Origin of the sequence: Streptomyces catenulae, assembly GCF_000718015.1 — a bacterium.
In the GTDB taxonomy this organism is placed as follows: domain Bacteria; phylum Actinomycetota; class Actinomycetes; order Streptomycetales; family Streptomycetaceae; genus Streptomyces; species Streptomyces catenulae.
Genome location: NZ_JODY01000001.1, coordinates 82,447 through 106,074, shown reverse-complemented (window position 1 = coordinate 106,074; position 23,628 = coordinate 82,447). Strand labels below are relative to the sequence as shown.

Genomic DNA, 23,628 nt, shown 5'->3' with positions numbered 1-23,628 from the left:
TGCCCTCCCGCAAACACGGCAATCCCCCACAGTGACGGAGAGGGAGACGGAGACGGAGACGATGGCGACCGAGGCCGCCCCCTTCCTCCGCGTGACCGGGGGGAACGCCACTCCCGAAGAGCTGGCCGCGCTCGTCGTGGCGGTGCTCGCCCGGCAGCGCCCCGCGGCCCGGCCCGGCGAGATCCACCGCCACCGCCCCAACTGGCGCCGCCTGGAGCGGGCGCTGGGACACCGTGGGCCGCGCAGTTGGCGCGGCGAGACCCGTTCCACCGCGCGTCACACCGGCTGAGCAACGGGCTTGACTTGAACCCCACTTCAAGTCTGATCGTTTGAACATTCCGCGAAACCGGGCCTGCCCTCGTCCACAAGGAGACCCATGTCCACCACGCCACTGCGCCTCGCCCTGATCAACAGCAGCGTCCGGGAGGGCCGCTTCGGTCCGACCGTCACCAACTGGGTCAACTCGCTCGCCAAGGAGCGCGACGACCTACAGGTCGATCTGATCGACCTCGCCGATCACACGCTGCCGTACGAGCTGTCCCCGAACCCCCGCGCGGAGGTCGCCGAGACCCTGGCGAAGGTGTCGCCGCGGCTGGCCGACGCCGATGTCTTCCTCGTGGTGACCCCGGAGTACAACCACAGCTTCCCCGCCTCGTTGAAGAGCCTGATCGACTGGCACCGCACCGAGTGGGGCGCCAAGCCGGTCGGCTTCGTCTCCTACGGGGGCCTGGCCGGTGGGCTGCGCTCGGTGGAGCAGCTGCGCACCGTCTTCGCGGAGTTGCATGCGGTGACCGTCCGGGACGTGGTCAGCTTCCACAACTGCTGGGGGCAGTTCGACGAGACCGGCGCGCTGAAGGACCCGACCGCCGCGATCGCCGCGGCCACGACCCTCTTCGACCAGCTCGTCTGGTGGGGCCTCGCCCTGCGGGAGGCCCGCGAGAAGCGGCCGTACAGCGGCTGACCCGGAGCCCGGGCCCGGCACTCGTGTCCCTAGAACTGGAGCGCCCCCGCGCCCGGCCCGACTTCCCCGAGCACGTCACAGGGGTTGACGAGGGCGCACTTCTCCAGCGAGAGGCATCCGCATCCGACGCAGTCGGTGAGCTTGCTCTGCAGACGTAGCAAGAGATCGATGCGGCGGGCGAGTTCGGAGCGCCACCGCTCGGAGACCTGGCTCCAGTCCTCCTCGGTGGGGGTGCGGCCCTCGGGGAGGAGGCGCAGGGCCTCCCGGATCTCGGCGAGGGGGATCCCCACGCGCTGTGAGGCGCGGATGAAGGCGACGCGGCGGAGTGTGTCGCGAGCGTAGCGCCGCTGGTTCCCACCGGTGCGGCGACTGTGTATCAGGCCCTCACGGTCGTAGTAGCGCAAGGTGGAGGCGGGCACACCGCTACGGTCCGACACCTCTCCGACCGTCAACTCCTTGGCCAACGCCCCCGAGTTCGACATGCCCTCATCCTAAGGGGCGGCACTCTCCGGATCCCGCGGCGCGGAGCCGGGGCGTTCCCCGTGCCCGGCGACCACCCGCGCCGGTCCACGCGGCTCCGGCCCCCGAGCAGTGGACGGATCTGGCCGCCTACCGCGCCTCCGGCGGATGTACCTGCAGCCCCCGACGCTGCGCGGCCGCGGGACAGCCGGGGCGGACGTCGAACGCTGTGCTCCCATAGCCTTCAGGCGCTACCGGAGCACCGTCTTCGACACCGTCAACGCCCCCACCCGTATCGTCGCCCCGATGTTCGACGTCGACGGCCGCTCCGCGCAGCGCACCGTCATCGACACGCTGCTCGACGGTCCGCTCACCGAGGCGACACCGGGCCTGATCTCGGCGCACTTCCACTACAGCCTGGACGGCAGCCGGGTGCTGAACTACGCGGAATTCACCGAGGACGAGGCCCACCCGGACTTCCTGTCCAGCCCCATCGCCCGGGCGACCACCGAGCTCACCCAGGACACCCCGGGAGTCCGGGGCATCGGTGGCAAGCGGTATCTGCTGCACGGCGGCGTCGGCGCACCGCCGGCCATCAGCTGATCGCCTTTCCCGTTCGCCGCCGATCACCGCAAGGAGGATCCGTGAAAGCCCTGGTGTCGTGATGGACGGCGCCGAGATCTCCCACGGCCCCGGTCTGCGGAAATTCGCTGATCGGCCGGAACGCCGTCATCGGTACGGGTCCGGCCGGTGCCGTCTGCCACACGCTCGTGGTGGGCGACCACACCCGCATCAAGGTGGCCGCCTGATGCCCGGGTCGCGCACCACTCCGGCGAAGCCCCACCCACCGCGCTCCCGACCGTCACCACCGGCGCAGGGCGGCGCGGGTCAGAGCCTCGTCGCGTAGAAGGCCACGGCCGATGCCGCGGCGACGTTGAGGGAGTCCACGTCGGCGGCCATCGGGATCCGGACCCATTCGTCGGCCGCGCGCAGGGCGCCGACGGACAGTCCGTCGCCCTCGGTGCCGAGCATGAGCGCCAGCTTGTCGTACCGGCGGGCGGCGAGTTCGTCGATGGCGATCGACTTCTCGTCGAGGCACAGGGCGGCCGTCACGAAGCCGTTCCGGCGGAAGAGTTCGATCCCCTCCGGCCAGGAAGGGAGCCGGGTCCAGGGGACGTGGAAGACGGCGCCCATCGACACCTTCACGGACCGCCGGTAGAGCGGGTCGGCGCAGCGTGGGGTGAGGAAGACGGCGTCCACGCCCAGGGCGGCGGCGTTGCGGAAGGCCGCCCCCATATTTGCGTGATCGACTATGTCTTCGAAGATGGCAACGCGCTGACCTGCGCTCTTCCGCGGACCGGACGATGACCGCGCGTCGATGTCGGCAGGGTCGTGGAGCGCGGTCCCGGGGGCCGTGGTAAGCAGCGACACCGGGTCCGGGAGGGGTTTGCGCTGCATGGAGGCGAGGGCGCCGCGGTGGACGTGGTAGCCGGTGACCCGTTCGGCGAGGTCGGGGGTGACCGCGTAGACCGGCGCCGGGACCTCGTCGATGACGTCGCGCATGACGTCGACCCACTTGGCCGAGAGCAGCATCGAGCGCATCTCGTAACCGGCGTGCCGGGCGCGGCGGATGACCTTCTCGCCCTCGGCGATGAACAGGCCCTCGGCGGGCTCCCGGCGGCGGCGCAGCTCGACGTCGGTCAGGCCGGTGTAGTCACGGAGCCGGGGGTCGTCGGGATCGTCGACGGTGATGATTTCTGCCACGGGGAGATAGTGCCTTGTCGGTGTCGGGGTGCCAATGCCGGGCGGGGAAGGGCTACTCGACGGAGCTGCCGGGGGTGACGGCGACGACGTCCCCGATGACGAGGACCGCCGGGGGCCGCACGCCCTCGGCCCGGACGGTCTCGCCGAGGGTGGCGAGGGTGGCGTCGACGCGGCGCTGGGCGGCGGTGGTGCCCTCCTGGACGACGGCGGCGGGGGTGTCCCCGGAGCGGCCGTGGGCCATGAGCGTGGCGGCGATGGCGGCGCTGTTGCCGACGCCCATCAGGACGACGAGGGTGCCGCGCAGCCGGGCGAGGGCGGGCCAGTCGACGAGGGAGCGCTCGTCGTCGGGGGCGACATGGCCGCTGACGACGGTGAACTCGTGGGCGACGCCGCGGTGGGTGACCGGGATCCCGGCGGCGCCGGGCACCGAGATGGTGCTGGAGATGCCGGGGACGACGGTGCAGGGGATTCCGGCCTCGGCGAGCGCCTGGGCCTCCTCCATGCCGCGGCCGAAGACGAAGGGGTCGCCGCCCTTGAGCCGGACCACGGCCTTGCCCGCCTTGGCGTGGTCGATGAGGGCCTGGTTGATGGCCTCCTGCGCCATGAAACGGCCGTAGGGGATCTTCGCCGCGTCGATGATCTCGACGTGCGGCGGGAGTTCGGCGAGGAGGTCGCGGGGGCCGAGGCGGTCGGCGATGACGACATCCGCCTCGGCGAGCAGGCGGCGACCGCGCACCGTGATCAGATCCGGGTCGCCGGGACCGCCGCCGACGAGGGCGACGCCCTTGGTGCGGGCGCGGTGGTGGGGGGCGGCGAGGGAGCCGTCGCGCAGGCCCTCGACGACGGCGTCGCGGACGGCGGCGGAGCGGCGGGGGTCGCGGCCGGTGAGGACGGCGACGGTGACGCCTTCGCTGTGGCCGGTGGCCGGGGTCCAGGCGGTGGCCGCCCCGGCGTCGTCGGAGCGGACGGCCCAGACGCGGCGCTCCTCGGCCTCGCGGGAGGCGGCGGCGTTGGCCTCGGGGTCGTCGGTGGAGATCAGCGCGTACCAGGCGCCTTCGAGGTCGCCGGGGCGGTACGGGCGGCGCTCCCAGCGGAGTTCGCCGGTGTCGGCCATCGCCTCGACGGACGGGGTGGCGGACGGGGAGACGAGAAGGACGTCGGCGCCCGCGGCGAGGAGGGCGGGGAGCCGACGCTGGGCGACCTGGCCGGCGCCGAGGACGACGACGCGGCGGCCCGACAGGCGCAGGCCGACGGGGTAGGCGGCGTGTTCGGCGGCGTGCTCGGCCATGGGTGCGGCTCCTTGTGCAGATGAGGCGGGGGCGGCGGGACACAGCCGCTGCGGCGGTGGAACGGCTGGGAGGCATCCACGGGGCGCCGCCGGGTCCGGCCCCGACGCGGGTGGCGGCCCGGCTCCCAGCCTATAGGGGGCATCGGCCAGGGGGGCGGGGGCCCGGGGTCGGTGGGTATGGGGTCGGTGGGTACGGGGTCGGTGGGTACGGGCGGGGCTCGGTCGGGGCTCGGTCACGTACAGGAAGGGTTCCTGAAGGTTCCGGGCCGGGGCCCGGTCACGTACAGGAAGGGTTCCTGAAGGTTCCGGGCCGGGGCCCGGTCACGTACAGGGAGGCTTCCTGAAGGTTCCGGGCCGGGGCCCGGTCACGTACAGGAAGGGTTCCTGAAGATTCCGGGCCGGGGCTGCCCCGCGTACCGGAAGGGGTCCTGAAAGTGCGGGCCGGGGCTGCCCCATGTACAGGAAGGGTTCCTGAAGGAACCGGCCCGGGCCGCCTCCCCCCCCCGTGGCGAACAGGCACCCTTCCTGAAAGCTCGGGCCCGGTGTCCCCTCGGCGGGCAGGACACCGGGCCCGTGGGCGTACGGCCCGGGGCGGCCGTGTGGACGGACGGCCCCGGGCGGGTGCCTCGGATCAGCTCTTCTCTGTCACGCCCGCCGTGTCGAAGGTGGCGACCTCGTGCATGGCGCGGGCGGCGCTCTGCACCAGGGGGAGGGCGAGCAGGGCGCCGGTGCCCTCGCCGAGCCGCAGGTCGAGATCGACCAGCGGGCGGAGGCCGAGCTTGGTCAGGGCGGCGACATGGCCCGGTTCGGCGCTGCGGTGACCGGCGATACAGGCGGCCAGCGCCTCGGGGGCGATGGCGTGCGCGACGAGGGCCGCGGCGCCGACGCTGACACCGTCCAGGATCACCGGCGTCCGCAGCGACGCGCCGCCGAGGATCAGACCGACGAGGGCGGCGTGCTCCAGACCGCCGACCGCGGCGAGAACGCCGATGGGGTCGGCCGGGTCGGGGCGGTGCAGCTCCAGGGCGCGGCGCACCACGTCGACCTTGCGAGCGTGCGTCTCGTCGTTGATGCCGGTGCCCCGGCCGGTGATCCCGTCGGGGTCGGCGCCGGTGTAGACGCTGATCAGGGCGGCCGACGCGGTGGTGTTGGCGATGCCCATCTCGCCGGTGAGCAGCGCCTTGTTCCCGGCCGCGACGAGGTCGCGGGCGGTCTCGATACCGGCCTCGATCGCCTTGAGCACGTCCTCCTGGGACATGGCGGGCCCGGCGGTGAAATCGTCCGTACCGGCCCGGACCTTACGGGGCAGCAGCCCGGGCGCGGCGGGGAGTTCGGTGGCGACGCCGACGTCGACGACGCAGACCTCGGCGCCGACCTGGGTGGCGAAGGCGTTGCAGACCGCGCCGCCGCCCAGGAAGTTGGCGACCATCTGGCCGGTGACCTCCTGGGGCCAGGGGGTCACCCCCTGGGCGTGCACACCGTGGTCGGCCGCGAAGATCGCGACGGCGGCGGGCTCGGGGATCGGCGGCGGGCACTTGCGGGAGAGGCCGCACAGCTGCGCGGAGAGGATCTCCAGCATGCCCAGCGCCCCGGCGGGCTTGGTCATCCGCTTCTGCCGCTCCCACGCGTCCCCGAGCGCCTTGGCGTCGAGCGGGCGGATGCCGTGCAGGGTCTCCCGGAGGAGGTCGTGCGGGTCCTCGCCGGGCAGGGCGCGGCGGCCGTAGGTCTCCTCGTGGACGACCCAGGACAGCGGACGGCGCTCGGCCCAACCGGCCTGCATCAGCTCCGGTTCCTCGGGGAACTCGTCGACGTAGCCGATGCAGAGGTAGGCGACGACCTCCAGGTGCTCGGGGAGGCCGAGTTCGGTGACCATCTGGCGCTCGTCGAAGAAGCTGACCCAGCCGACGCCGAGTCCTTCGGCGCGGGCGGCGAGCCAGAGGTTCTCGACGGCGAGCGCGGAGGAGTACGGCGCCATCTGCGGCTGGGTGTGCCGACCGAGGGTGTGGCGGCCGCCGCGGGTGGGGTCGGCGGTGACGACGATGTTCACCGGGGTGTCGAGGATGGCCTCGATCTTCAGCTCACGGAACTGCTTGGCGCGGCCCTTGGGCAGCGAGGCGGCGTACGCCTTCCGCTGCTCGGTGGCGAGCTGGTGCATCCGCTCGCGGGTCTCGCCGGAGCGGATCACGACGAAGTCCCACGGCTGCGAGTGCCCGACACTCGGCGCGGTGTGCGCCGCCTCCAGGACGCGCAGCAGCACCTCGTTGGGGATCGGGTCGGAGCGGAAGCCGTTACGGATGTCGCGGCGCTCCCGCATGACGCGGTGGACGGCGGCCCGCTCGGACTCGTCGTAACCGGGGGCCGCGGGGGTCGCCTCGACCTGTCCGGCCTGCTCGGCGGCGGGGGCGTCGGGGACCTCGGGCTGTTCCTGGGCCTCGGCCGGTGCCGTCGCCCCGGTGACCTCGGCGGGCTGCGGCTGCTCCGGGGCGGGCGCCGCCTCGGGGTGGGCCTCGGCCCGCGGGGCGTCCTCGGGCGCTTCGGGCGCGCCGGGCGCGGCGTCCTGCGGCTGCGAGGCGGCTGCGGGAGCGGCCGGGGGCACGGTCTGCGGCCACCCCGCGATGGGGGTACCGGCGGCCGGGGTCGCGGTGGCGGGCAGCGGGGCGGGCACCGGGACACCGGGCGCGACCGCGGGGGCGGCCTGCGGGACGGCGTCGGCGGCGGGCCCGGTGGGCTGCGCCTCCTCGGTTTCCGGGACGTGCGGCTGCGGGGCGGCGGCCGGGGCGACGCCGTCGGCCGGTACCGACGGGTCCTGGGCGGCCGGTTCCTGGGCGGGCTGGTCCTGAACGGTGTGCTCCGGTGCGGGGTGGTTCTGTGCGGTGTCCTGCGGCGCGGCGGCCTCGGGCTGCGTCCCGGCGCCGGGGACGTCGGACGGCTGCGGGGCCGGGGCCTCGGCGGCGGGCTCGGGAGCGGGCTCGGCCGCCGCCGGGTCCGCGCCGGGGGCGGGCCGCGCGGGGTCCGCAGCTGCGGCTTCGGGAGCCTGGGGCTGAGCCTCGGGCTCGGTGGCGGTGGGCTCGGGGGCGGTGGGCTCGGCGGCCTGAGCCTCGGGGGCCTGGGCTTCCGGGGCCTGGGTCTGAGGGGCCTGGGCTTCCGGAGCCGGAGCCTCGGTGGCCTGGGCTTCCGGAACCTCGGCCTCGGCCTCGGGAGCCTGCGGCTGGGCGTCGGTCACGGTCTCCGGGGCCGGAACCGGAGCCTCGGCCTGCGCCTCCGGCTCCGGGCCTGCGGCTTCGGGGGCCTCCGTCGGGGCCTGGGCGTCCGCCTCGGGCGCGGGAGCCTGGGCGGCTGCCCGGACATCGGCCTCGGCGGCGGGCACCGCGCCCTCGACGGCCTCGGGGCCCTCGGCGACAAGCGCCTGTTCGGCCTCGGGCTGCGGCTCGGACGGTACGGCCTCGGCCTGTTCCGCCACGGGCTGCTCCGCGACCGCCTCGGCGGGCTGGGCCACGGCACCCTCGAGCGCGGCGTCACCGGCCCCGGCCGCGGGGGCTTCGGCAGGCGCGTCCGCGACCGCCTCGGGGGCCGCGTCCGCAGCCTCCGGAGCGGCGGGCTGCCCGGTCGGCTCCGCCACGGCGACCGGAGCGGTCCCGTCCACGACCTCGGCGCCCGGCACGGGAGCCTCGGCAGCGTCGGCCTGGGGAGCGGCGGTGTCGGCGGCCTCACCGTCCGCGACGGGCGCCTCGACGGGCTGCGGAGCCGCGTCGGGAGCGGCCACGTCCGCCTCCGGCTGCGCGGCGGCGGCCGGGTCGGAGGCATCGGCGGCCTGCGGGGCGTCCGCCGTAGCCTCCGGAGCGGGGGTGTCCTGCACCGCGACGGCCTCGGCCGGAGCGGCGTCCTGCGGGGCGGAACCCTCCGCCTCCACGAGGGCGTCCACGGTCTGGCCGGACGGCTCGGCGGGCGCCTCGGCCGGGACGGCGTCCGGGACCGGCTCGGCCGCAGCGGCGTCCGGCGTCGGCGCACCCTGCGCGGGCAGCGGCACGGCGGCGGGCCGGGCGGCCTGCTGCGGGTCGGCGACCGGCGCGGCGGCGGCCTGCGCGGACGCCTCGCCCCATGGCACCACCTGCGGCGGAATCGCACCGAGCTGGGGACCGGGCAGCGTCGCGTCGGCAGCGGCGTACGCCACCGGAGCGGCGGGCACGGCCTGTCCGGGCAGCTGCGGACCGCCCTCCGCGACGGGCGCCTGCCCATCGGGACCGACGCCGGGCGCCTGAGCCCCGGGACCGGACACCTGCGCCCCGGTCTCGACCCCGGGACCCTGCGGAACCTCCGTAGCCGGAACATCCGCCGTCGGCACGTCCGTCACCGAAACGTCCGCCGTCGGCACGTCCGCCGCCGGAACGTCCCCCGTCGGCACATCCGTAGCCGGAACGTCCCCCGTCGGCACATCCGTCACCGGAACATCCGTCGTCGGTACATCCGCCGCCGGAACGTCCAGGTATTCGGGGCCGACCGTGGGCGGTCCGGGCTGCCGGACCGGCATGGGGGGCTGCGGCGGGGTCGCCGGGCCGCGGTCGGCGAGGGAGCGGACCACGCCGCCGGTGGCGTCCGGCACGGGCGGGCCCATGTGCAGCGGGCGCCGGGGCGCGGGCTGGGGCTGCGGGGTGGCGGGGCGGGGCCTGCGGTCCGGCTGCTCGGTCCAGGCGCCCTGGGCGGCCGGCATCAGCAGCAGATCGTCGTCGTCGACCACGACACCGGACGGTTCGGGAGGGCCGTACGCGTCCGCCTGCGCGGCACCCGGCTGTTCGGCAGCCGCGGGTCCGGCAGGGGAGGCGGTCGCCGGCTGCCCGGCCTGCCCGCCCGCGTGCTCCGGCTGTCCCTCGCCCGGGACCTGGCCGGTGTCGGTCATGCGTACCCCTCGCCCATCGATAGTGCTCCTTACCACCGCTCGTGCGCGCGCGTGGCGGAGGGCGTGCCCTCCGCCCGGTGAGCGGAAAGAACGGCACGCCTCGCGGCACGTCCGCCCTCCGGGCGTCGTGGTCAGGTATCCGGATGTTCAGCCAAAACCGCGGCGTTCCCCGGATATTGACGTACGAAGCCGAACGTGGAACGGCGGCGCAACGATCCGCCAGCCTACCCCGCGCCGGTGACCTTCCTGGTCACGGGTGAGGAACGCGATATCCGCTCAGCAGGAACACCACGGACCGCTCCCGCTCGACCCAGGCCGAGGTGTCCAGATCGACCGACTGGAGCAGGGCGCACTCGACGTCGTAGCCGCCGTCGGCCAGGGCGCGGCCCAGTTCCTCGGCCTCGTCGCGGGTCGAGGCGTGGGTGACGATCCGCTCCGGGCGGCGGGCCGCGCAGGCGGTGACGACCGCCGCTCCCCCGCCGCCGATCCGGATCACGTCCGGCTCCGGCAGGTCCTCCAGGATCTGCGGGGCGCGGCCGTGGACGACCTGGAGCTGGACGCCGTGGCGGCGGGCGACGGCGGCGGTGCGGCCGCAGGCGTCCGGGTCGGCGTCGACGGCGAGGACGGCGGCGCCGAAGCGGGCCGCCTCCACCGCGGCGGCGCCGCTGCCGGAGCCGATGTCCCAGACCAGGTCGCCCAGCCGGGGGCCGAGCCGGGCGAGTTGGGCGGTGCGCAGCTGCACCCCCTCGCCCTCGCCGAAGACGCCGCCGTACGCGCCGGACGGCAGCCCCCAGCCGCGCGGTCCGGCGGGGTGGTCGACGTCGTGCCCGGCGATCCAGCCACCGGCGCGGTCCCCGGTGTCGTCGGTGCGCTGGGCGGCGCCGACGACGATGACGACGTTGGGGTCGCGCCAGTCGTGGTCGGCGACCCTGTCGGAGGTGAGGACGGTGACCCGTTCGCGGTCGGTGCCCAGGGCCTCGCAGATGACGAACGTACGGAGCACCCCGCCGAGCAGCAGGGCGAGTTCGGCGGGACCGGCGCCGGGGGCGGTGAGGACGGCGACCTTGGGGTGGGCGCGGCAGACGTTGACGGCGCGGCGCAGGTCGCGGCTGTGGGCGACGACGATCTGGGCGTCGTCCCAGGGCATCCCGGCGCGGGCGAACGCGGCGGCGACGGCGGAGACCGCCGGGACGACCTCGACCTCCAGGCCGTACTGCGGGGCGCGCAGGGTGCGGACGACGCCGAAGAAGCCGGGGTCGCCGTCGGCGAGGACGACGGCGGTGCCGCGGTGGCGGGCGATGCGGCGGGCGGCGAGCGGGACGCTGCCCAGCCGGATGCGTTCGGCGGCGGGCGGTACCTCGGGGAGGGCGAGGTGGTGCGCCGCGCCGGCCACCAGGGTCGCGGCGCCCAGCGCGGAGCGGGCGGCGGCGGTGAGCGGCGAGCCGTCCCATCCGATGACCGTGACCCGGTCGGCCATGCTTCGTCAGTCTCCTGTCACGGGTGAGGGGCGGGAGCCGCGTCGCAGGTGGGTGCGGGGGCGGCACCGCGAGACTACTCCTGGCGGGGCCGGGGCGCGGACCGGGTGGGGCGGGGCCGCGCCGCCGGTGGTGTACCCGGGGAACGGCCGCGGGTGCCCCGTCAGTTCCACTCCGGGTAGGCGAAGCCGTTGGCGTCGACCCGGCGGTCGGGCACGTCGAGGTCCTCGGGGAGCAGGCTCCAGACGATGAGGTCGGTGCGGATGTCCGCCAGACCGCCGTCCTCGGTGCGGGAGCGGGCGAGGAAGGCGTTGCGGAGCACGCCCTCGCTGATGCAGCCGATCTTCTGGGCGACCTGCTGGGAGGCGGTGTTCCCGGCCGCGGTGCGCAGCTCCAGGCGCTCGAACTTCTGGTCGCCGAAGAGCCAGCGGGCGACGGCGAGGGTGGCCTCGCAGGCGTAGCCCTCGCCGCGGGCCCAGGGGGCGATGACGTAGGAGATCTCGGAGGAGCGCACCCGCCAGTTGGTGTTGCCGAGCTGGACGATGCCGACCAGGCGCTGGGTGAGGAACTCGGTGACGGCGAGGTCGATGCCGCGGCCCGCGGTGCGTTCGCCGGGTGCGTGGCGGGTGACCCAGTGGCGGGCGCGGTCCTCGGTGTAGGGCTGCGGTATCGCGGTCCAGGCGGCGACGAGTTCGTCGTTCATCATCTCGGCGAGGGCGGGGATGTCGTCCTCGTCCAACGGGCGCAGCACCAACCGGTCCGTGCTGATGGAGATGTCCGGAAAGGTGGGGTTCATGCCGCTGCTCCAACGCTGTCGACCGTAGGGCTCCGGGGAGTTACGGGTCGTTTTCGATCACTTGTCGACCATCGTGAGTGCACCAGCATGCAGCATCCCGGCGAGGATGCGCCAAGCACGGCGGCCCGTGCGCAGCGCGGGGCTGTGCACGGGCCGCCGGAGGTGCCGGGCGCGGTCAGTCCTTGGGCTTGCCGAAGGAGGGCAGCGCGGAGCCGTCGGTGTAGGTCTTCTCGATGAACTTCTTCACCGCGTCGGTGTTGAGGAGCTTGACGAGCTTCTTGACGCGGGGGTCGTCCTCGTTGCCCTTCTTGACGGCGAGGAAGTTGGCGTACGGGTTGCCCTGGACCGGCTCGATCGCGAGGGCGTCCTTGGAGGGCTTGAGCTTGGCGGGGATGGCGTAGTTGCCGTTGATCGCCGCGGCGTCGTAGTCCGGGAGGGAGGAGGGCAGCGTCTCGGCCTTGGCCTCCTGGAACTTCAGGCCCTTGGTGTCCTTGATGTCGTTGAGGCCCGGGTTCTCGGCCTTGTTGTCCTTGAGGGTGATCAGGTCCTTGGACGCGAGCAGCTTGAGGGCGCGGCCCTGGTTGCTGGGGTCGTTGGGGACGCCGACGACGCTGCCGGAGCCCAGCTCGGAGAGCTTGGTGTGCTTCTTGGAGTAGAGGCCCATCGGCTCCAGGTGGACGTTGACCACCGGTATGAGGTGGCCGCCCTCCTTCTTGTTGTACTCGTCCAGGTAGTACTTGTGCTGGAAGTAGTTGGCGTCCAGCTCCCCGTTGTCGGTGGCGGGGTCGATGAGGGTGTAGTCCTCGAAGGTGCGGACGTTGAGCTTCAGCCCCTCCTTCGACGCCAGGTTCTTCTTGACGAAGTCGAGGATCTGCGCCTGGGGGACGGAGGTGGCGCCGACGGTGAGCGGCGCGTTCGCGTCGTTCTTGTCGGTGGTGTCCGGGTCGGAGGGCGCGCTGCAGGCGCCGAGCCCGAGGGTGAGGGCGGCGGCGGCCACGACCGCCCCGGTGAGCTTGATGACGTTACGCACGAAGAGTGCCTTTCTCACGGGCCCCGCGGCGGGCGCGGGGCGTCTACCGTCCGGCAAAGGGTCCGGACCGGGATTCACAGAAGATGTGCGTTGTCCCGCTGGATCTGCTCGCTCGCCTTGCGGGGGCGGGGCAGGCGCAGCAGCCCGCGGGGGGTGTCGGCGCGCGAGGTGCGGCGGGAGAGGGCGCGTACCGCGAGGTCGCCGATGAGCTGGACGGCGGTGACGATCACGATGATCAGGACCACCGTGACGATCATGAAGCGGGTGTCGAAGCGCTGCTGGCCGTAGGTGATGGCCACGCTGCCCAGACCGCCCGCGCCGAGGGCACCGGCCATCGCGGAGTAGCTGATGACGGTGATGACGGTGTTGGTCAGACCGGCCACGAGCGAGGGCATCGCCTGCGGCAGCAGGACCTTGAAGACGATGGTCCAGGTGGAGCCGCCCATCGACTGGACCGCCTCGACCAGACCGCCGTCCACCTCGCGCACCGCGGTCTCCACCAGACGGGCGAAGAACGGGATGGCGCCGATGGCGAGCGGGACGACCGCGGCGCTGGGGCCGATGGAGGTGCCGATCACGAAGCGGGTGAACGGGATCAGGGCGATCATCAGGATGATGAAGGGCAGCGACCGCCCGATGTTCACCACGACGCTGATGACCTTGTTGACGGCGGCGTTGCGGAGCTGGCCGCCGCGCTCGGTGAGGACCAGCAGCACACCGAGCGGCAGACCGCCGATGACCGCCCAGACCGTCGCCCACCACACCATGAAGAAGGTGTCGAGGCAGGCGTTGTACAGCAGCGGCTGCATCTCGTTCCAGCTCACTTGGCAGCGTCCTTCCGGAGCGTGGGGGCGGGCGCGGTGGCTCCGGCGGGTGCGTCGGTGGTGTCCGCGGCGTCGGCGACGTCGACCTGCAGCCCCTGTTCGCGGAGGAAGCCGATGGGGACGACGTTCTCCTCGAAGGGGCCGGGCAGCTCGATCCGCATCCGGCCGATCTGCTTGCCGCCGACGGTGTCCATCGCGGCGCCGAGGATCGAGATGTCGACGTTGTAGGTGCGCGACAGCTCGGAGATGACCGGGCGGGTGGCGGCGGAGCCGTGGAAGGTGACGTCCACGACAGTGCGGCCGTCCCCGGAGGGCTCGCCGCCGACGGGGAAGAGTTCGCGGGCCAGCTCGGAGCCGGGGGTGGCGAGGAGCCCTGCGACGGTGCCGGACTCGACGACCCGGCCGCCCTTCATCAGTGCGGCGGAGTCACAGATGGTCTTGACGACGTCCATCTCGTGGGTGATGAGGACGATGGTCAGGCCGAGCTGCTGGTTGAGGTCGCGGAGCAGCTGGAGGATGGAGCGGGTGGTCTCCGGGTCCAGGGCGCTGGTGGCCTCGTCGGAGAGGAGCACCTTGGGGTCACCGGCCAGGGCGCGGGCGATGCCGACGCGCTGCTTCTGGCCGCCGGAGAGCTGCGCCGGGTACGCCTTGGCCTTGTCGGCGAGGCCCACCAGGTCGAGGAGTTCGAGCGCCTTGCGGGAGCGTTCGCGGCGGTCGACCTTGAGGATCTCCAGCGGCAGCTCGACGTTGTCCTGGACGGTGCGCGAGGACAGCAGGTTGAAGTGCTGGAAGACCATGCCGATGTGGCTGCGGGCGGCGCGCAGCGCGGCGCCCGCGCGCTCGCCGCGTCCGGCCAGTGCGGTCAGGTCCGTCCCGGCGACGGTGACCGTGCCGGAGGTGGGGCGCTCCAGGAGGTTGAGGCAGCGGATCAGGGTGGACTTGCCGGCGCCGCTCTGGCCGAGGACGCCGTAGACCTCACCCTCGCGGACGTGCAGGTCGACGCCGTCCAGCGCGGTGACTTCGCGGTCTCCTGAGCGGTAGACCTTGGTCAGGCCCGTTGTGGTGATCACAGGGAATTCCGTCACTGTCGAGTACCCGGCGGCTCGCCCGCCGGACACGGGGCATTCTTTCGCGGCATGGGAAACCGGGGACCTGAAAGACGCCGAAGAGCGGGCTTCGGGTTCCGGTGACGCGGGGTGGCCGGGTCCGTGGGGGCGGACGCTCTCGGCTCATGGCAGCAGGTCTCGCTTCGGGGCGCGAGGCTCAGGCGGGGGCCCTCAGCGGTCACACATTCGACACATGCAACGAGCACCGGGCGTCGTCATCGCCTCGGTCGCAAAGGTGCAGCTGCTCGTCGTGGTCATGGCGGCAAGTAAACCAGACAAGCGTCCAGGACGAGCCAGCGTGTCCGAATAGCGGACGGCCGGTGTCGGAGCGTGGACGGCGCCCGGGCCGGGTCCGCCGGGCCCGCCGACCGCTCCCCGGGCGCGCGGCCTGCGCGAACGCGCGCGCGGGCGACCGGGCGCCCTTCCGGCCCGCGCGGCACGGGTCCGGACCGTGTGGCCAACGCCACGGCGGACGGGGTCGGCGGTGCGGGCGCCCGGTGCGGTGCGGCCCGGATGCGGGGGCGGACCGGCCCGCCGCGCCGCTCCCCCGCCGGGCCGGGCCCGCGCGCGGGCGTCCGGTACGGGCCGATTAGCATCGCCTCATGCCCCACAACCCCACGGTGTGCCGCCGTGCCGCGCGGAGGTCCCGGTGATCGACGCCCTGACGATCGCGGTCGGTGCGACCGCCCTCGCCCTGGCCGCCTGGTGCGGCTTCGCCGCGTACCGCGACGAGCCGACGAAGGACTGGCACTTCATCGGCATGGCCCTCGTCTCCCTCCTCGGGATCGTGCAACTCGTCGTCGGCATCGTGCAGTTGGCGGGCGGACACACCCCCGACAAGGGCACTGCGCTCTTCCTCGCGTATCTGATCGGCGCGGCGGCGTGTGTGCCGGGCACCGGCTTCATGTCGCTGTCGGAGCGCACCCGCTGGGGCTCGGCCACCGTCGCGGCGGGCGCCGTGGTGCTGGCGGTGCTGGAAGTCAGGCTTTTCGACATCTGGGGAGGCGGCAATGGCTGAGACCGTGGAGACCGACGCACAGGACACCGCCGCCGCGGACGGCCGCCGCTCGCTGGGCTCCGGCCCCGGGCGGCTGCTGGTCGCGCTCTACGGCATCTTCACCGTCGCCGCCGCGTCCCGCTCGCTCTACCAGCTGATCGCGCAGTTCCATGTGGCGCCGCTGGCGTACACGCTCTCCGCGGTCTCCGCGGTGGTCTACGGCTTCATCACCTTCTCGCTGGTGCGCGGGGGTGAGGGGGCCCGTCGGGCGGCGCTGGTCTGCTGTGCGCTGGAGCTGCTGGGCGTCTTCGGCATCGGCACCTGGACGCTGCTCGACCCGGCCGCCTTCCCCGACGCCACGGTCTGGTCGGACTACGGCATGGGCTATCTCTTCATTCCGGTGATCCTGCCGGTGACCGGTCTGCTCTGGCTGCGGCGGGCGCGCAGCGCCTGACACGCCCGCGGGCGGCCGTGCCGCGGGGCCCTGAGGGTGGCCCCGCGGCGCGCGGCTCAGGCTCCGGTGGCGTACGCCTGCGCCGTCGCCGGCTTCTCCAGCGTGACGCGGCCCAGTCGGCGACCGGCCTCCTCGGTGGCGACGGGGGCGTAGCCGTGGCTGCGGTAGAGGCGCAGTCCGCCGTCGCCGCGGTGTCCGGCGAGGAGGCGGTAGCGGGTGGCGGCGCGTTCGGCGCTCAGCCGTGCCTCGACGGCGGCGAGCAACCGGCCGCCGAGACCGTGCCGTTGCAGCCGGGGGTGGACGATGAGCTTGCCGATGCGGGCGGTGCCGTCGGCGTCGACGGTGCCGCGGGCCGAGCCGACGACCTCGTCGCCGAGGCGGGCGACCACCACACAGCCGGTGGCGAGTTCCTCGCGGAGCCCGGCGAGGCTCTGGGTGAGCGGTTCGATGCCGTAGTCGTCGTACAGCGCCGCTTCGGGCTGGTAGCAGAGGTACTGGAGTTTGAGGATCTGCTCGGCGTCCTGGTCGGTCGCCGCAGAGATGGTCACGCTCGTGCCCATGCGCGTTGTCCTCCCCTTTTCGGTTCGCGGTGCCCGGGTGCCATGAGGGTGGTGGCGGCTCCCGGAACGATGGCCCTGACCGGCGGCGCCCGGCAGGCACCGCCGCTCCCGGCGTGGCCGCCGCCGGTGCTCTCCAGGGCTCCCCGCAAAGCACCGGCGGCAATCGCGCCGCGAGCATTCTGCGGGCCCGCCGCCGCAACCGGAACGGACCGGCGGCCCGCTGTGACATTCCCGACGCCGCCCGCCCCGCGGCCGGGACGGGCGGCGGCCGGACCGGGCCGCGCGGATCAGGCCGCGGATCAGGCCTTGCGGAACTCCTCGGCCACCAGCAGCGCGGTGTCCGGGTTGTCGGAGAACATCCCGTCGAGGCCGGTCGCCAGGCAGGCGCGGAAGTAACCGCGGGCGTCGCCGTAGGCGTTCGGGTCGGTGCCGCGGCGGTAGTCGGTCGGCAGGAAGGTGTTCTCGTTGCGACCGGTGTAGGGGTGCAGCACCAGACCGGCCGCGTGCGCGTCCTTGACCAGCGGGGTCGGCTCACCGGACTTGCCGGACGCGTCCCGCGGGATGATCTGGTCCAGCGCCGGGCCGATGCCCTGGGCGTAACCGGCGATCCAGCGCAGCCCCTCGGGCTTGATCAGGTCGGCGACGGTCCGCGGGTCACCGGACTCGACGAAGTCCCACGGCCGGGTGTCGGGGGCGTCCAGCAGGACGACCTTGGGGCACTCCAGGCCCAGCTTGCCCAGCCGCCGGATGCTGCTCGGCTCGAACGACTGGAGGAAGTTCGGCGAGGTGCGGCGGTGGCGCCCGTAGGCGCGCAGCGCCTTCGCCAGCCGCTCCTCCAGGCCCAGGCCCAGCTTGCGGAAGTAGGTGGGGTGCTTGGTCTCGATGTGCAGCCAGACCCGGCGGCCACGGCGGCGGCCCTCGCGGTCGGCCCAGCGCAGCACCTCGTCGAAGGTGGGGACCTCCCACACGCCGTCGTAGAGCGTGTTGTGCTGGCGGGTCTGCGGGATGCGCTCCTTGGCGCGGAGGGTCTTCAGCTCGGCGAGGGTGAAGTCCTCGGTGAACCAGCCGGTGAGCTTCACCCCGTCGACCGTCTTGGTGGTCTTGCGGTCCGCGAACTCGGGGTGCGCGGAGACGTCGGTGGTCGCCGTGATGTCGTTCTCGTGACGGCAGACCAGATGGCCGTCCTTGGTGGGGACGAGGTCCTGCTCGATGACGTCGGCGCCCATGTCCAGGGCGAGTTGGTAGGAGCCGAGGGTGTGCTCGGGGCGGTAGCCGCTGGCGCCGCGGTGGCCGACGATCAGCGGGACGGGCAGTTCGCCGCCCACACCGCCGTGGCCCGGGCGGCCGCCCGCCGCCGTGCCGGTGCGGTCCGCCGCGGTGCGGTCCGCCGCCGCGGCCTGTCCGGCGCCGCCGAACACCACCGCGCCCGCGCCGAGGGCCGCGGCCCCCAGTATCTTGCGCCGTCCCGGCTGCTGGCCCTGGTGCATCCCCGCTCCTTGCTCTCTGAATCGTCTGATCAGCCGCGCGGACCGGGTGTCCGGGCCGGGCGGCCGGTCGATCGTATGCACGAACGGAGGAGTTCGGGGAGACCGCAGGGGGATTTGTGGAGAACGTGGCACCAACGGGGGTCAACTCCGTGCAGCGACCGGATGAACCCGGTGTGCGACCACAGGTGACCCGCGAGTATCGTCCTGAGCCGCGGCGTTCCACCGCCACCACCGACCCGTCACGCCCGGAGGGCCCGTTGTCCCGCATTGTGCTGAAGGCGATTCTCGGATTCGTCATGCGCGTCCTGTACCGCCCCACGGTCGAGGGCGTGGAGCGCATCCCGGAGACCGGCCCGGTGATCCTGGCCGGCAACCACATCACGTTCATCGACTCGCTCTTCCTGAGCCTGGTCGTCAAGCGGCCGGTGTACTTCATCGGCAAGGACTCCTACGTCACCGGCAAGGGTGTCAAGGGTCGGCTGATGGCGTGGTTCTTCCGCAGCTCCGGGATGATCCCGGTGGACCGTGACGGCGGGCGCGGCGGCGTCGCGGCGCTGATGACCGGCCGCCGGATCCTGGAGCAGGGCCACGCCTTCGGCATCTACCCGGAGGGCACCCGCTCCCCCGACGGCCGTCTCTACCGCGGCCGTACCGGCATCGCCCGGCTGACGCTGATGACCGGTGCGCCCGTCGTCCCGTTCGCGATGATCGGCACGGACAAGGTGCAGCCCGACGGGAAGGGCGTGCCGCGGGTCGCCAAGGTGACCGTCCGCTTCGGTGAGCCGCTGGAGTTCTCCCGCTACGACGGCATGGACCGCGACCGCTACGTCCTGCGGGCCGTCACCGACGAGGTGATGAGCGACGTGATGGAGCTGTCCGGCCAGGAGTACGTGGACGTCTACGCGACCAAGGCACGCGCCGCCTGACGGCCTGCCGCGCGACGGGCCGCATCCCTTCGGGGGTGCGGCCCGTCGCCGTGTCCGCGCTCAGCAGGGCACGCGGAAGCCTCCGGCGGCGCGGCGGCCCCGGGTGAGGGCGGTGGTCACGGCCGCCTCGGGGCGGGGGACGGCGGTGCCGTCGTACTGGAGCGGGCGGGGACGTTCGGTGATGGTGCCGGTGCGGGCGTTGGGCGCGGTGGCGTTCTTCACCCGGACCCGGTCGGTGGCCGCCGGGGTGAGCTTCCCCGTCTGCCGGACGTACGCGACGAAGCTCTCGAAGTCGCGGGTGTGGCGCACCGGTTCGGTGAAGCCGAGGAAGGCGCTGAAGCCGTCCTGGTTGATGAGGGTGTACGAGGGGGCGGCGAGGCGGTAGGTGCGCTTCTCGTCGAGGGGCTCGCCGTCGATGAGCACCTCGGCGGGGTCGACCCGTTTGCCCGCCGGGGCACCGGCGTCGAAGGTGTAGCGGACGTTGCCGGAGACGGCGAGCGGGGCGTAGCCGAGGCCGCCGCCGGGGACGGGCGCCCACTGTTCCTCCAGGGCGTCGTGGAGTTGGCGCCCGGTGACGGTGACGGTCATGATCGGGTCACCGAAGCCGACGGCGTTCCAGGCGGCGCCGAAGGTGACGGTGCCGCCGCTGTCGGCGTCGTGCACCAGGTCGGCGGCGATGACGGACTGGCCCTGGCGGGGGGCGACGACGATCAGGGCGAGGTCGGCGGGGGTGTTGGCGGGTCCGCCCGGGTCGGCCATCGGGTCGAGCGGCTGCCGTCCGGCCCACAGCGCCCAGTCGGCCACGAGGTTGCCCATGGTGCTCTCGCCGGTGTCCTTACGGGTGCGGGTGAAGGACGCGGTCTGGGTGGCGATCGGGGTGGTGGCGCGGCGGGTGCCGTATCCGGCCCAGTAGTCGGCGATCTCGCGCAGGACGGGATCGGGGGTGATGTCGCGGGTGTTGGGGTGGTTGGTCGTGGTGGTCAGCTCGCGGACGACCTCGCCGGTGGCGGGGTCGAGGCGGAGGGTGATCTCGTTGATCAGCTGGCCGTAGCAGCCCGCCTCGACGAACGGGCGGGGTCGGCCCGCCGGGTCCGGCAGCATCATCGAGAAGGCGCAGTGCCAGTGGCCGGTGACGATGGCGTCGATGTCGGACGAGGCGCGCAGGGCGAGTTCGTAGGCGGGGCCCGAGGGGTTGGTGCCGCTGTTGAAGTCGGCTCCGGCGACGGCGCCGTCGTGCATGCTCAGGACGATGGCGCGGACGCCCTGGGCCTTGAGTTCGGCGGCGCAGCGGTTGGCGGTCTCCAGCTCGTCGAGGGTGCGCAGTCCGGGCTGGTAGGAGCCGGGGAACGACTCGGTGCCGATGGCGGTGAGGTGGATGAAGCCGATCGGCAGGGTGCGGCCGCCGCCCGCGTCGACGTGCACGACGTTGTACGGCGGCAGCACCGTCTTCCCGTTGGCGACGTACGTCATGTTGGCGCTGTAGTAGGCGAAGTCGGCGCCCTTGAAGCGGGTGCCGGTGGAGTCCTTGAAGGCGTCGTCGCGGTCGACGACGGGGAAGGGTTCGCCGCCCGCCATGTGTGTGGTGAGGTACCGCGCGGACTTGTCGAACTCGTGGTTCCCGGCGGAGGCGAAGTCCAGGCCCATGGCGTTGAGCGCCTCGATGGTGGGCTCGTCGGCGAGGGCGGCGGCGTCGAACTCCCAGCCGGAGAAGAGGTCTCCGGGGGCGAAGAAGACGGAGTTGGTGTGTCCGGCGCGCAGCGCCTTCAGGTGCGCGGCCATGTAGGCGACGCCGCCGACGGTGTATCTGCGGCCGCCCGCACCGGTGATGACGGAGTTTCCGCCTGGCGCGCCCTGGAGATACCCGTGCAGGTCGGTGATGTTGAGGAGCTGCACATCGACGTACTCGGTGGCGGTGGCCGCGTCGCGGGCGTGGCCGGTGGCGTAGGTGGGGGTGCCGAGGGCGCCGGTGGTGGCCAGCGCCCCGGCAGCGGTGAGGAAGGAACGTCGTCCGATCTCGCGCACTGCGTCACTCTCCTGGGAGGTCCCGGGCGGAAGGGAACGGACGGAGAGTCAAGCGGGCGGGGCGGGCGCGCCGATCTCCGCGACGCGACGCGGACGTGAACGGGCGGCGGACATCGGCCCGTCGGCCACCGGTACGCCCGGCGCGCCGTGGCGATCATGGTTGCCACCCGGCCCACGCCCCGGCGCCGACACGCCCCCGCCCGGCCCCGCGTCCCCCATCCGCACCCAAATCGGACGGCCGGGCAAGTACAGAGCGGGAGGGGTGGTGCGGGGTGGTGCGGACGGCGGCGCGGTGGGGTGGCCGGGGCGTATCGGCGTACGGGAACGGGCCCGGCGCGCGGTGCGCGCCGGGCCCGGGAGGCGGCGGGAGCGGGCGGGGGCGGCTCCCTAGGCGGCGGTCCCCCGCCGCTCCGCGTCCGGCGACGGTTCCGTGCTGTCGCCGAGCTCCTGGCCGCGCAGCAGGAACCAGGCGACGACCGCGGCGGTGAGCAGCAGCGCGGCGCCGATGCCCGCCGCGACGTCCAGGCCCTCGACGAAGGCGTTCTGCGCGGAGTGCAGCAGCGCCTCGGACTGGCCGGGCGGCAGCGTCCGCGCCGTGTCCACCGCGCCGCCCAGCGACTCATGGGCCGCGGCGGACGCGTCGCCCGGTACGCCCGCCGGGGCGGGGAAGCCGCGGTAGATGCCGGTGACGATGGAGCCGAGCAGGGCGATGCCGAGCGCGGCGCCCAGTTCGTAGGCGGTCTCGGAGACCGCGGAGGCGGCGCCCGCCTCCTCCTTGGGGACGCTGGAGAGGATGACGTCGGCGGTGACGGTGAAGGCGAACCCGGCGCCGATGCCGACGACGAAGAGGATCACGGTCAGCGCGAGGGTGGAGGTGTCGGCGTGCAGGGTGACGCACCCGGCGAGCGCCAGCCCGACGACGGCGAGGCCACCGGCCACCACGACGCGGACGGAGAGCCGCCGGGCGACGTACCCGGCGGTCAGGCCCGCGCCCACCGCGCCGACCGCCGCGGGCAGTTCCACGAGTCCGGCGTTGAGCGGCGGCCGCAACTGGACCATCTGGAGGAACTGCGAGAGGAAGAAGACCAGTCCGGACAGGCCGAGGATGGTCAGCAGATCGGCGAGGACCGCCCCGGAGAAGCCCCGGTGGTGGAAGAGCTTCATGTTCAGCAGCGGTGAGGTGAGGGCGTACTGGCGGCGGACGAAGACCACCAGTGCGGCGACGCCGACGACCGCGGCCACCGCGATGTCCCAGCGGAAGCCGAGCACCGCCGCCTCCTTGATCGCGTAGACCACGGCGACGATGCCGACGAGGGAGAGCGCGACACTGGGCAGGTCCCACGGGCCCGGCTCGGGGTTGCGGGACTCGGGGATGACCCGGGCGCCGACGATCACCAGCAGCGCCATCACCGGAAGATTGATCAGGAAGACCGAGCCCCACCAGAAGTGGCCCAGCAGGAAGCCGCCGAGGACCGGGCCGACGGCGGTGCCCGCGGAGGCCATCGCGCCCCAGATGCCGACCGCGAGGCTGCGCTCGCGGGGGTCGTGGAAGAGGTTGCGGATCAGGGCGAGGGTGGACGGCATCAGCGTCGCCCCGGCCACGCCGAGCAGCGCCCGCGCCGCGATCATCATCTCCGGGCTGGTCGCGTAGGCGCAGAGCGCCGACATCGCGCCGAACGCCACGGAGCCGATGAGCAGCAGCCGCTTACGGCCGATGCGGTCGCCGAGGCTGCCCATCGAGACCAGCAGACCGGCGATGACGAACGAGTAGATGTCGCCGATCCACAGCAGTTGGGTGCCGGACGGCTTGAGGTCCTCGCTGAGGTACGGGGTGGCGAGGCCCAGGACCGTCGCGTCGACGCCGACCAGCAGCACCGCGAGCACCAGGACGGCGAGCGCCAGCCAGCGGCCCGGGCGGGGGTGGTCCTCGTGGGCGGAGCCGGGGCCCACCGGTGCGCTCTCGGTCATTTCTCCATGCTCCGTCGTGCGCCGCCGAGCAGCAGCTCGGCGATCGAATGGGTGAGGTCGTTACGGGCCACCCGGCCGTCGTGGACGGCCCAGGCACCGGCGCCGATCAGGCCGTAGAACGCCTCGGTCAGCCACGCCGCGCCGAGGTCGATACGGAAGTCGCCCTCCTCCTGGCCGCGGCGGAAGAGCGCGTGGATCCGGGCGTCGAGGCGGGTCCAGCCCTCGTTGATGCCCTCGCCCTCGAAGAGCTGGTTCTCGGTGAAGAGGAAGGCGAGGACACCGGCGACCGGTTCGGCCTCGGCGACGAGCCGCCGGAGCGCGTCCGGGGCGGCGCCCTCGTCGAGCCGGGCGGCGTCCAGCGCGTGGGTGAGCTGTTCGATGCCCAGCTGCTCCAGCGCGCGGATCAGGGCGTCGCGCCCGGCGAAGTGCCGGTGCAGGGTGGCCCGGCCGATCCCGGCGGCGCGGGCGATCTCGTCCATGGAGGACGTGGGCCGCCGGGCGAGCAGCGCCGCGGCGGCGGTGAGTACATGGGAACGGTCCACAGCCATGAGACGCACCTTAATCGAGTGAGACGCAATTGTCTCATTCAGGCGCCCGGGGTCCCGTACGGCTCCCGG

At 73.6% G+C, this 23,628-nt stretch carries 20 protein-coding genes; 6 read left to right on the top strand and 14 right to left on the bottom strand.

Annotation, left to right across the window (positions count from 1 at the left end; translation table 11 throughout):
• The first annotated feature begins 61 nt into the window (after positions 1–61).
• Both IF23_RS0100400 and IF23_RS0100395 read left to right on the top strand, forming a co-directional pair.
• Positions 62–289 (top strand): acyl-CoA carboxylase epsilon subunit, encoded by a 228-nt coding sequence (locus IF23_RS0100400; protein WP_030278462.1) that lies wholly within the window; start codon positions 62–64, stop codon positions 287–289.
• A gap of 87 nt (positions 290–376) precedes the next feature.
• Complete coding sequence (locus tag IF23_RS0100395) at positions 377–961, top strand: NADPH-dependent FMN reductase (RefSeq protein ID WP_030278460.1); 585 nt, start codon at positions 377–379, stop codon at positions 959–961.
• Positions 962–990: 29 nt separating this feature from the next.
• Here the strand turns inward: IF23_RS0100395 and soxR are convergent, their stop codons facing one another.
• Positions 991–1,443 (bottom strand): redox-sensitive transcriptional activator SoxR, encoded by a 453-nt coding sequence (gene soxR, locus IF23_RS0100390; RefSeq protein ID WP_030278458.1) that lies wholly within the window; start codon positions 1,441–1,443, stop codon positions 991–993.
• Positions 1,444–1,588: 145 nt separating this feature from the next.
• Between soxR and IF23_RS0100385 the strand changes: the two genes are divergently transcribed.
• The gene (locus tag IF23_RS0100385; RefSeq protein ID WP_051739049.1) at positions 1,589–2,023 is read left to right on the top strand and encodes an antibiotic biosynthesis monooxygenase; all 435 of its coding nucleotides are present in this window, start codon (positions 1,589–1,591) and stop codon (positions 2,021–2,023) included.
• A gap of 285 nt (positions 2,024–2,308) precedes the next feature.
• On the opposite strand, the gene IF23_RS0100380 is transcribed toward IF23_RS0100385, so the two are convergent.
• From IF23_RS0100380 to IF23_RS0100345, 8 genes are all read right to left on the bottom strand, one after another.
• Positions 2,309–3,184 carry a TrmH family RNA methyltransferase gene (locus IF23_RS0100380; RefSeq protein ID WP_030278454.1) on the bottom strand — a complete coding sequence of 292 codons (876 nt, stop codon included), beginning with the start codon at positions 3,182–3,184 and terminating at the stop codon, positions 2,309–2,311.
• Between the two features lie 52 nt (positions 3,185–3,236).
• The gene (cobA, locus tag IF23_RS0100375) at positions 3,237–4,472 is read right to left on the bottom strand and encodes a uroporphyrinogen-III C-methyltransferase (RefSeq protein WP_030278452.1); all 1,236 of its coding nucleotides are present in this window, start codon (positions 4,470–4,472) and stop codon (positions 3,237–3,239) included.
• A 631-nt stretch (positions 4,473–5,103) separates the two neighbouring features.
• Complete coding sequence (gene cobT, locus IF23_RS0100370) at positions 5,104–9,366, bottom strand: nicotinate-nucleotide--dimethylbenzimidazole phosphoribosyltransferase (protein ID WP_030278448.1); 4,263 nt, start codon at positions 9,364–9,366, stop codon at positions 5,104–5,106.
• 250 nt (positions 9,367–9,616) lie between these two features.
• Entirely contained in the window at positions 9,617–10,843 is a 1,227-nt protein-coding gene (gene cbiE / locus IF23_RS0100365) for a precorrin-6y C5,15-methyltransferase (decarboxylating) subunit CbiE (RefSeq protein ID WP_030278446.1), read from the bottom strand.
• A gap of 161 nt (positions 10,844–11,004) precedes the next feature.
• Positions 11,005–11,637: a GNAT family N-acetyltransferase gene (locus IF23_RS0100360; protein ID WP_030278443.1), complete on the bottom strand. Its 633-nt coding sequence runs from the start codon at positions 11,635–11,637 to the stop codon at positions 11,005–11,007.
• Positions 11,638–11,812: 175 nt separating this feature from the next.
• Entirely contained in the window at positions 11,813–12,667 is an 855-nt protein-coding gene (locus tag IF23_RS0100355; RefSeq protein ID WP_030278441.1) for a MetQ/NlpA family ABC transporter substrate-binding protein, read from the bottom strand.
• A 74-nt stretch (positions 12,668–12,741) separates the two neighbouring features.
• Positions 12,742–13,491: a methionine ABC transporter permease gene (locus IF23_RS0100350; RefSeq protein ID WP_030278439.1), complete on the bottom strand. Its 750-nt coding sequence runs from the start codon at positions 13,489–13,491 to the stop codon at positions 12,742–12,744.
• On the bottom strand, positions 13,488–14,561 hold the full coding sequence (locus tag IF23_RS0100345; protein ID WP_030278437.1) for a methionine ABC transporter ATP-binding protein: 1,074 nt from the start codon (positions 14,559–14,561) through the stop codon (positions 13,488–13,490). The genes IF23_RS0100350 and IF23_RS0100345 overlap by 4 nt, the downstream gene beginning before the upstream one ends.
• Positions 14,562–15,246: 685 nt before the next feature.
• On the opposite strand from IF23_RS0100345, the gene IF23_RS0100340 reads away from it, so the two are divergent.
• Together IF23_RS0100340 and IF23_RS0100335 are read left to right on the top strand one after the other, a co-directional pair.
• On the top strand, positions 15,247–15,615 hold the full coding sequence (locus IF23_RS0100340; RefSeq protein WP_030278435.1) for a hypothetical protein: 369 nt from the start codon (positions 15,247–15,249) through the stop codon (positions 15,613–15,615).
• Positions 15,608–16,048, top strand: coding sequence for a hypothetical protein (locus tag IF23_RS0100335; RefSeq protein ID WP_030278433.1), 441 nt, complete (start codon positions 15,608–15,610; stop codon positions 16,046–16,048). The genes IF23_RS0100340 and IF23_RS0100335 overlap by 8 nt, the downstream gene beginning before the upstream one ends.
• A 56-nt stretch (positions 16,049–16,104) precedes the next feature.
• Here the strand turns inward: IF23_RS0100335 and IF23_RS0100330 are convergent, their stop codons facing one another.
• Positions 16,105–16,608: a GNAT family N-acetyltransferase gene (locus tag IF23_RS0100330; RefSeq protein ID WP_030278431.1), complete on the bottom strand. Its 504-nt coding sequence runs from the start codon at positions 16,606–16,608 to the stop codon at positions 16,105–16,107.
• Positions 16,609–16,907: 299 nt separating this feature from the next.
• The gene (locus tag IF23_RS0100325) at positions 16,908–18,095 is read right to left on the bottom strand and encodes a glycerophosphodiester phosphodiesterase (RefSeq protein ID WP_030278430.1); all 1,188 of its coding nucleotides are present in this window, start codon (positions 18,093–18,095) and stop codon (positions 16,908–16,910) included.
• Positions 18,096–18,352: 257 nt separating this feature from the next.
• On the opposite strand from IF23_RS0100325, the gene IF23_RS0100320 reads away from it, so the two are divergent.
• Complete coding sequence (locus tag IF23_RS0100320; RefSeq protein WP_030278428.1) at positions 18,353–19,021, top strand: lysophospholipid acyltransferase family protein; 669 nt, start codon at positions 18,353–18,355, stop codon at positions 19,019–19,021.
• 60 nt (positions 19,022–19,081) lie between these two features.
• On the opposite strand, the gene IF23_RS0100315 is transcribed toward IF23_RS0100320, so the two are convergent.
• The 3 genes from IF23_RS0100315 to IF23_RS0100305 form a co-directional block, all read right to left on the bottom strand.
• Positions 19,082–21,043, bottom strand: a complete 1,962-nt coding sequence (locus IF23_RS0100315; protein ID WP_030278426.1) for a bifunctional metallophosphatase/5'-nucleotidase — start codon at positions 21,041–21,043, stop codon at positions 19,082–19,084.
• A gap of 387 nt (positions 21,044–21,430) precedes the next feature.
• Positions 21,431–23,011, bottom strand: coding sequence for an MFS transporter (locus IF23_RS0100310; RefSeq protein ID WP_051739047.1), 1,581 nt, complete (start codon positions 23,009–23,011; stop codon positions 21,431–21,433).
• Positions 23,008–23,559: a TetR/AcrR family transcriptional regulator gene (locus IF23_RS0100305; RefSeq protein ID WP_030278422.1), complete on the bottom strand. Its 552-nt coding sequence runs from the start codon at positions 23,557–23,559 to the stop codon at positions 23,008–23,010. The genes IF23_RS0100310 and IF23_RS0100305 overlap by 4 nt, the downstream gene beginning before the upstream one ends.
• Positions 23,560–23,628 lie beyond the last annotated feature (69 nt).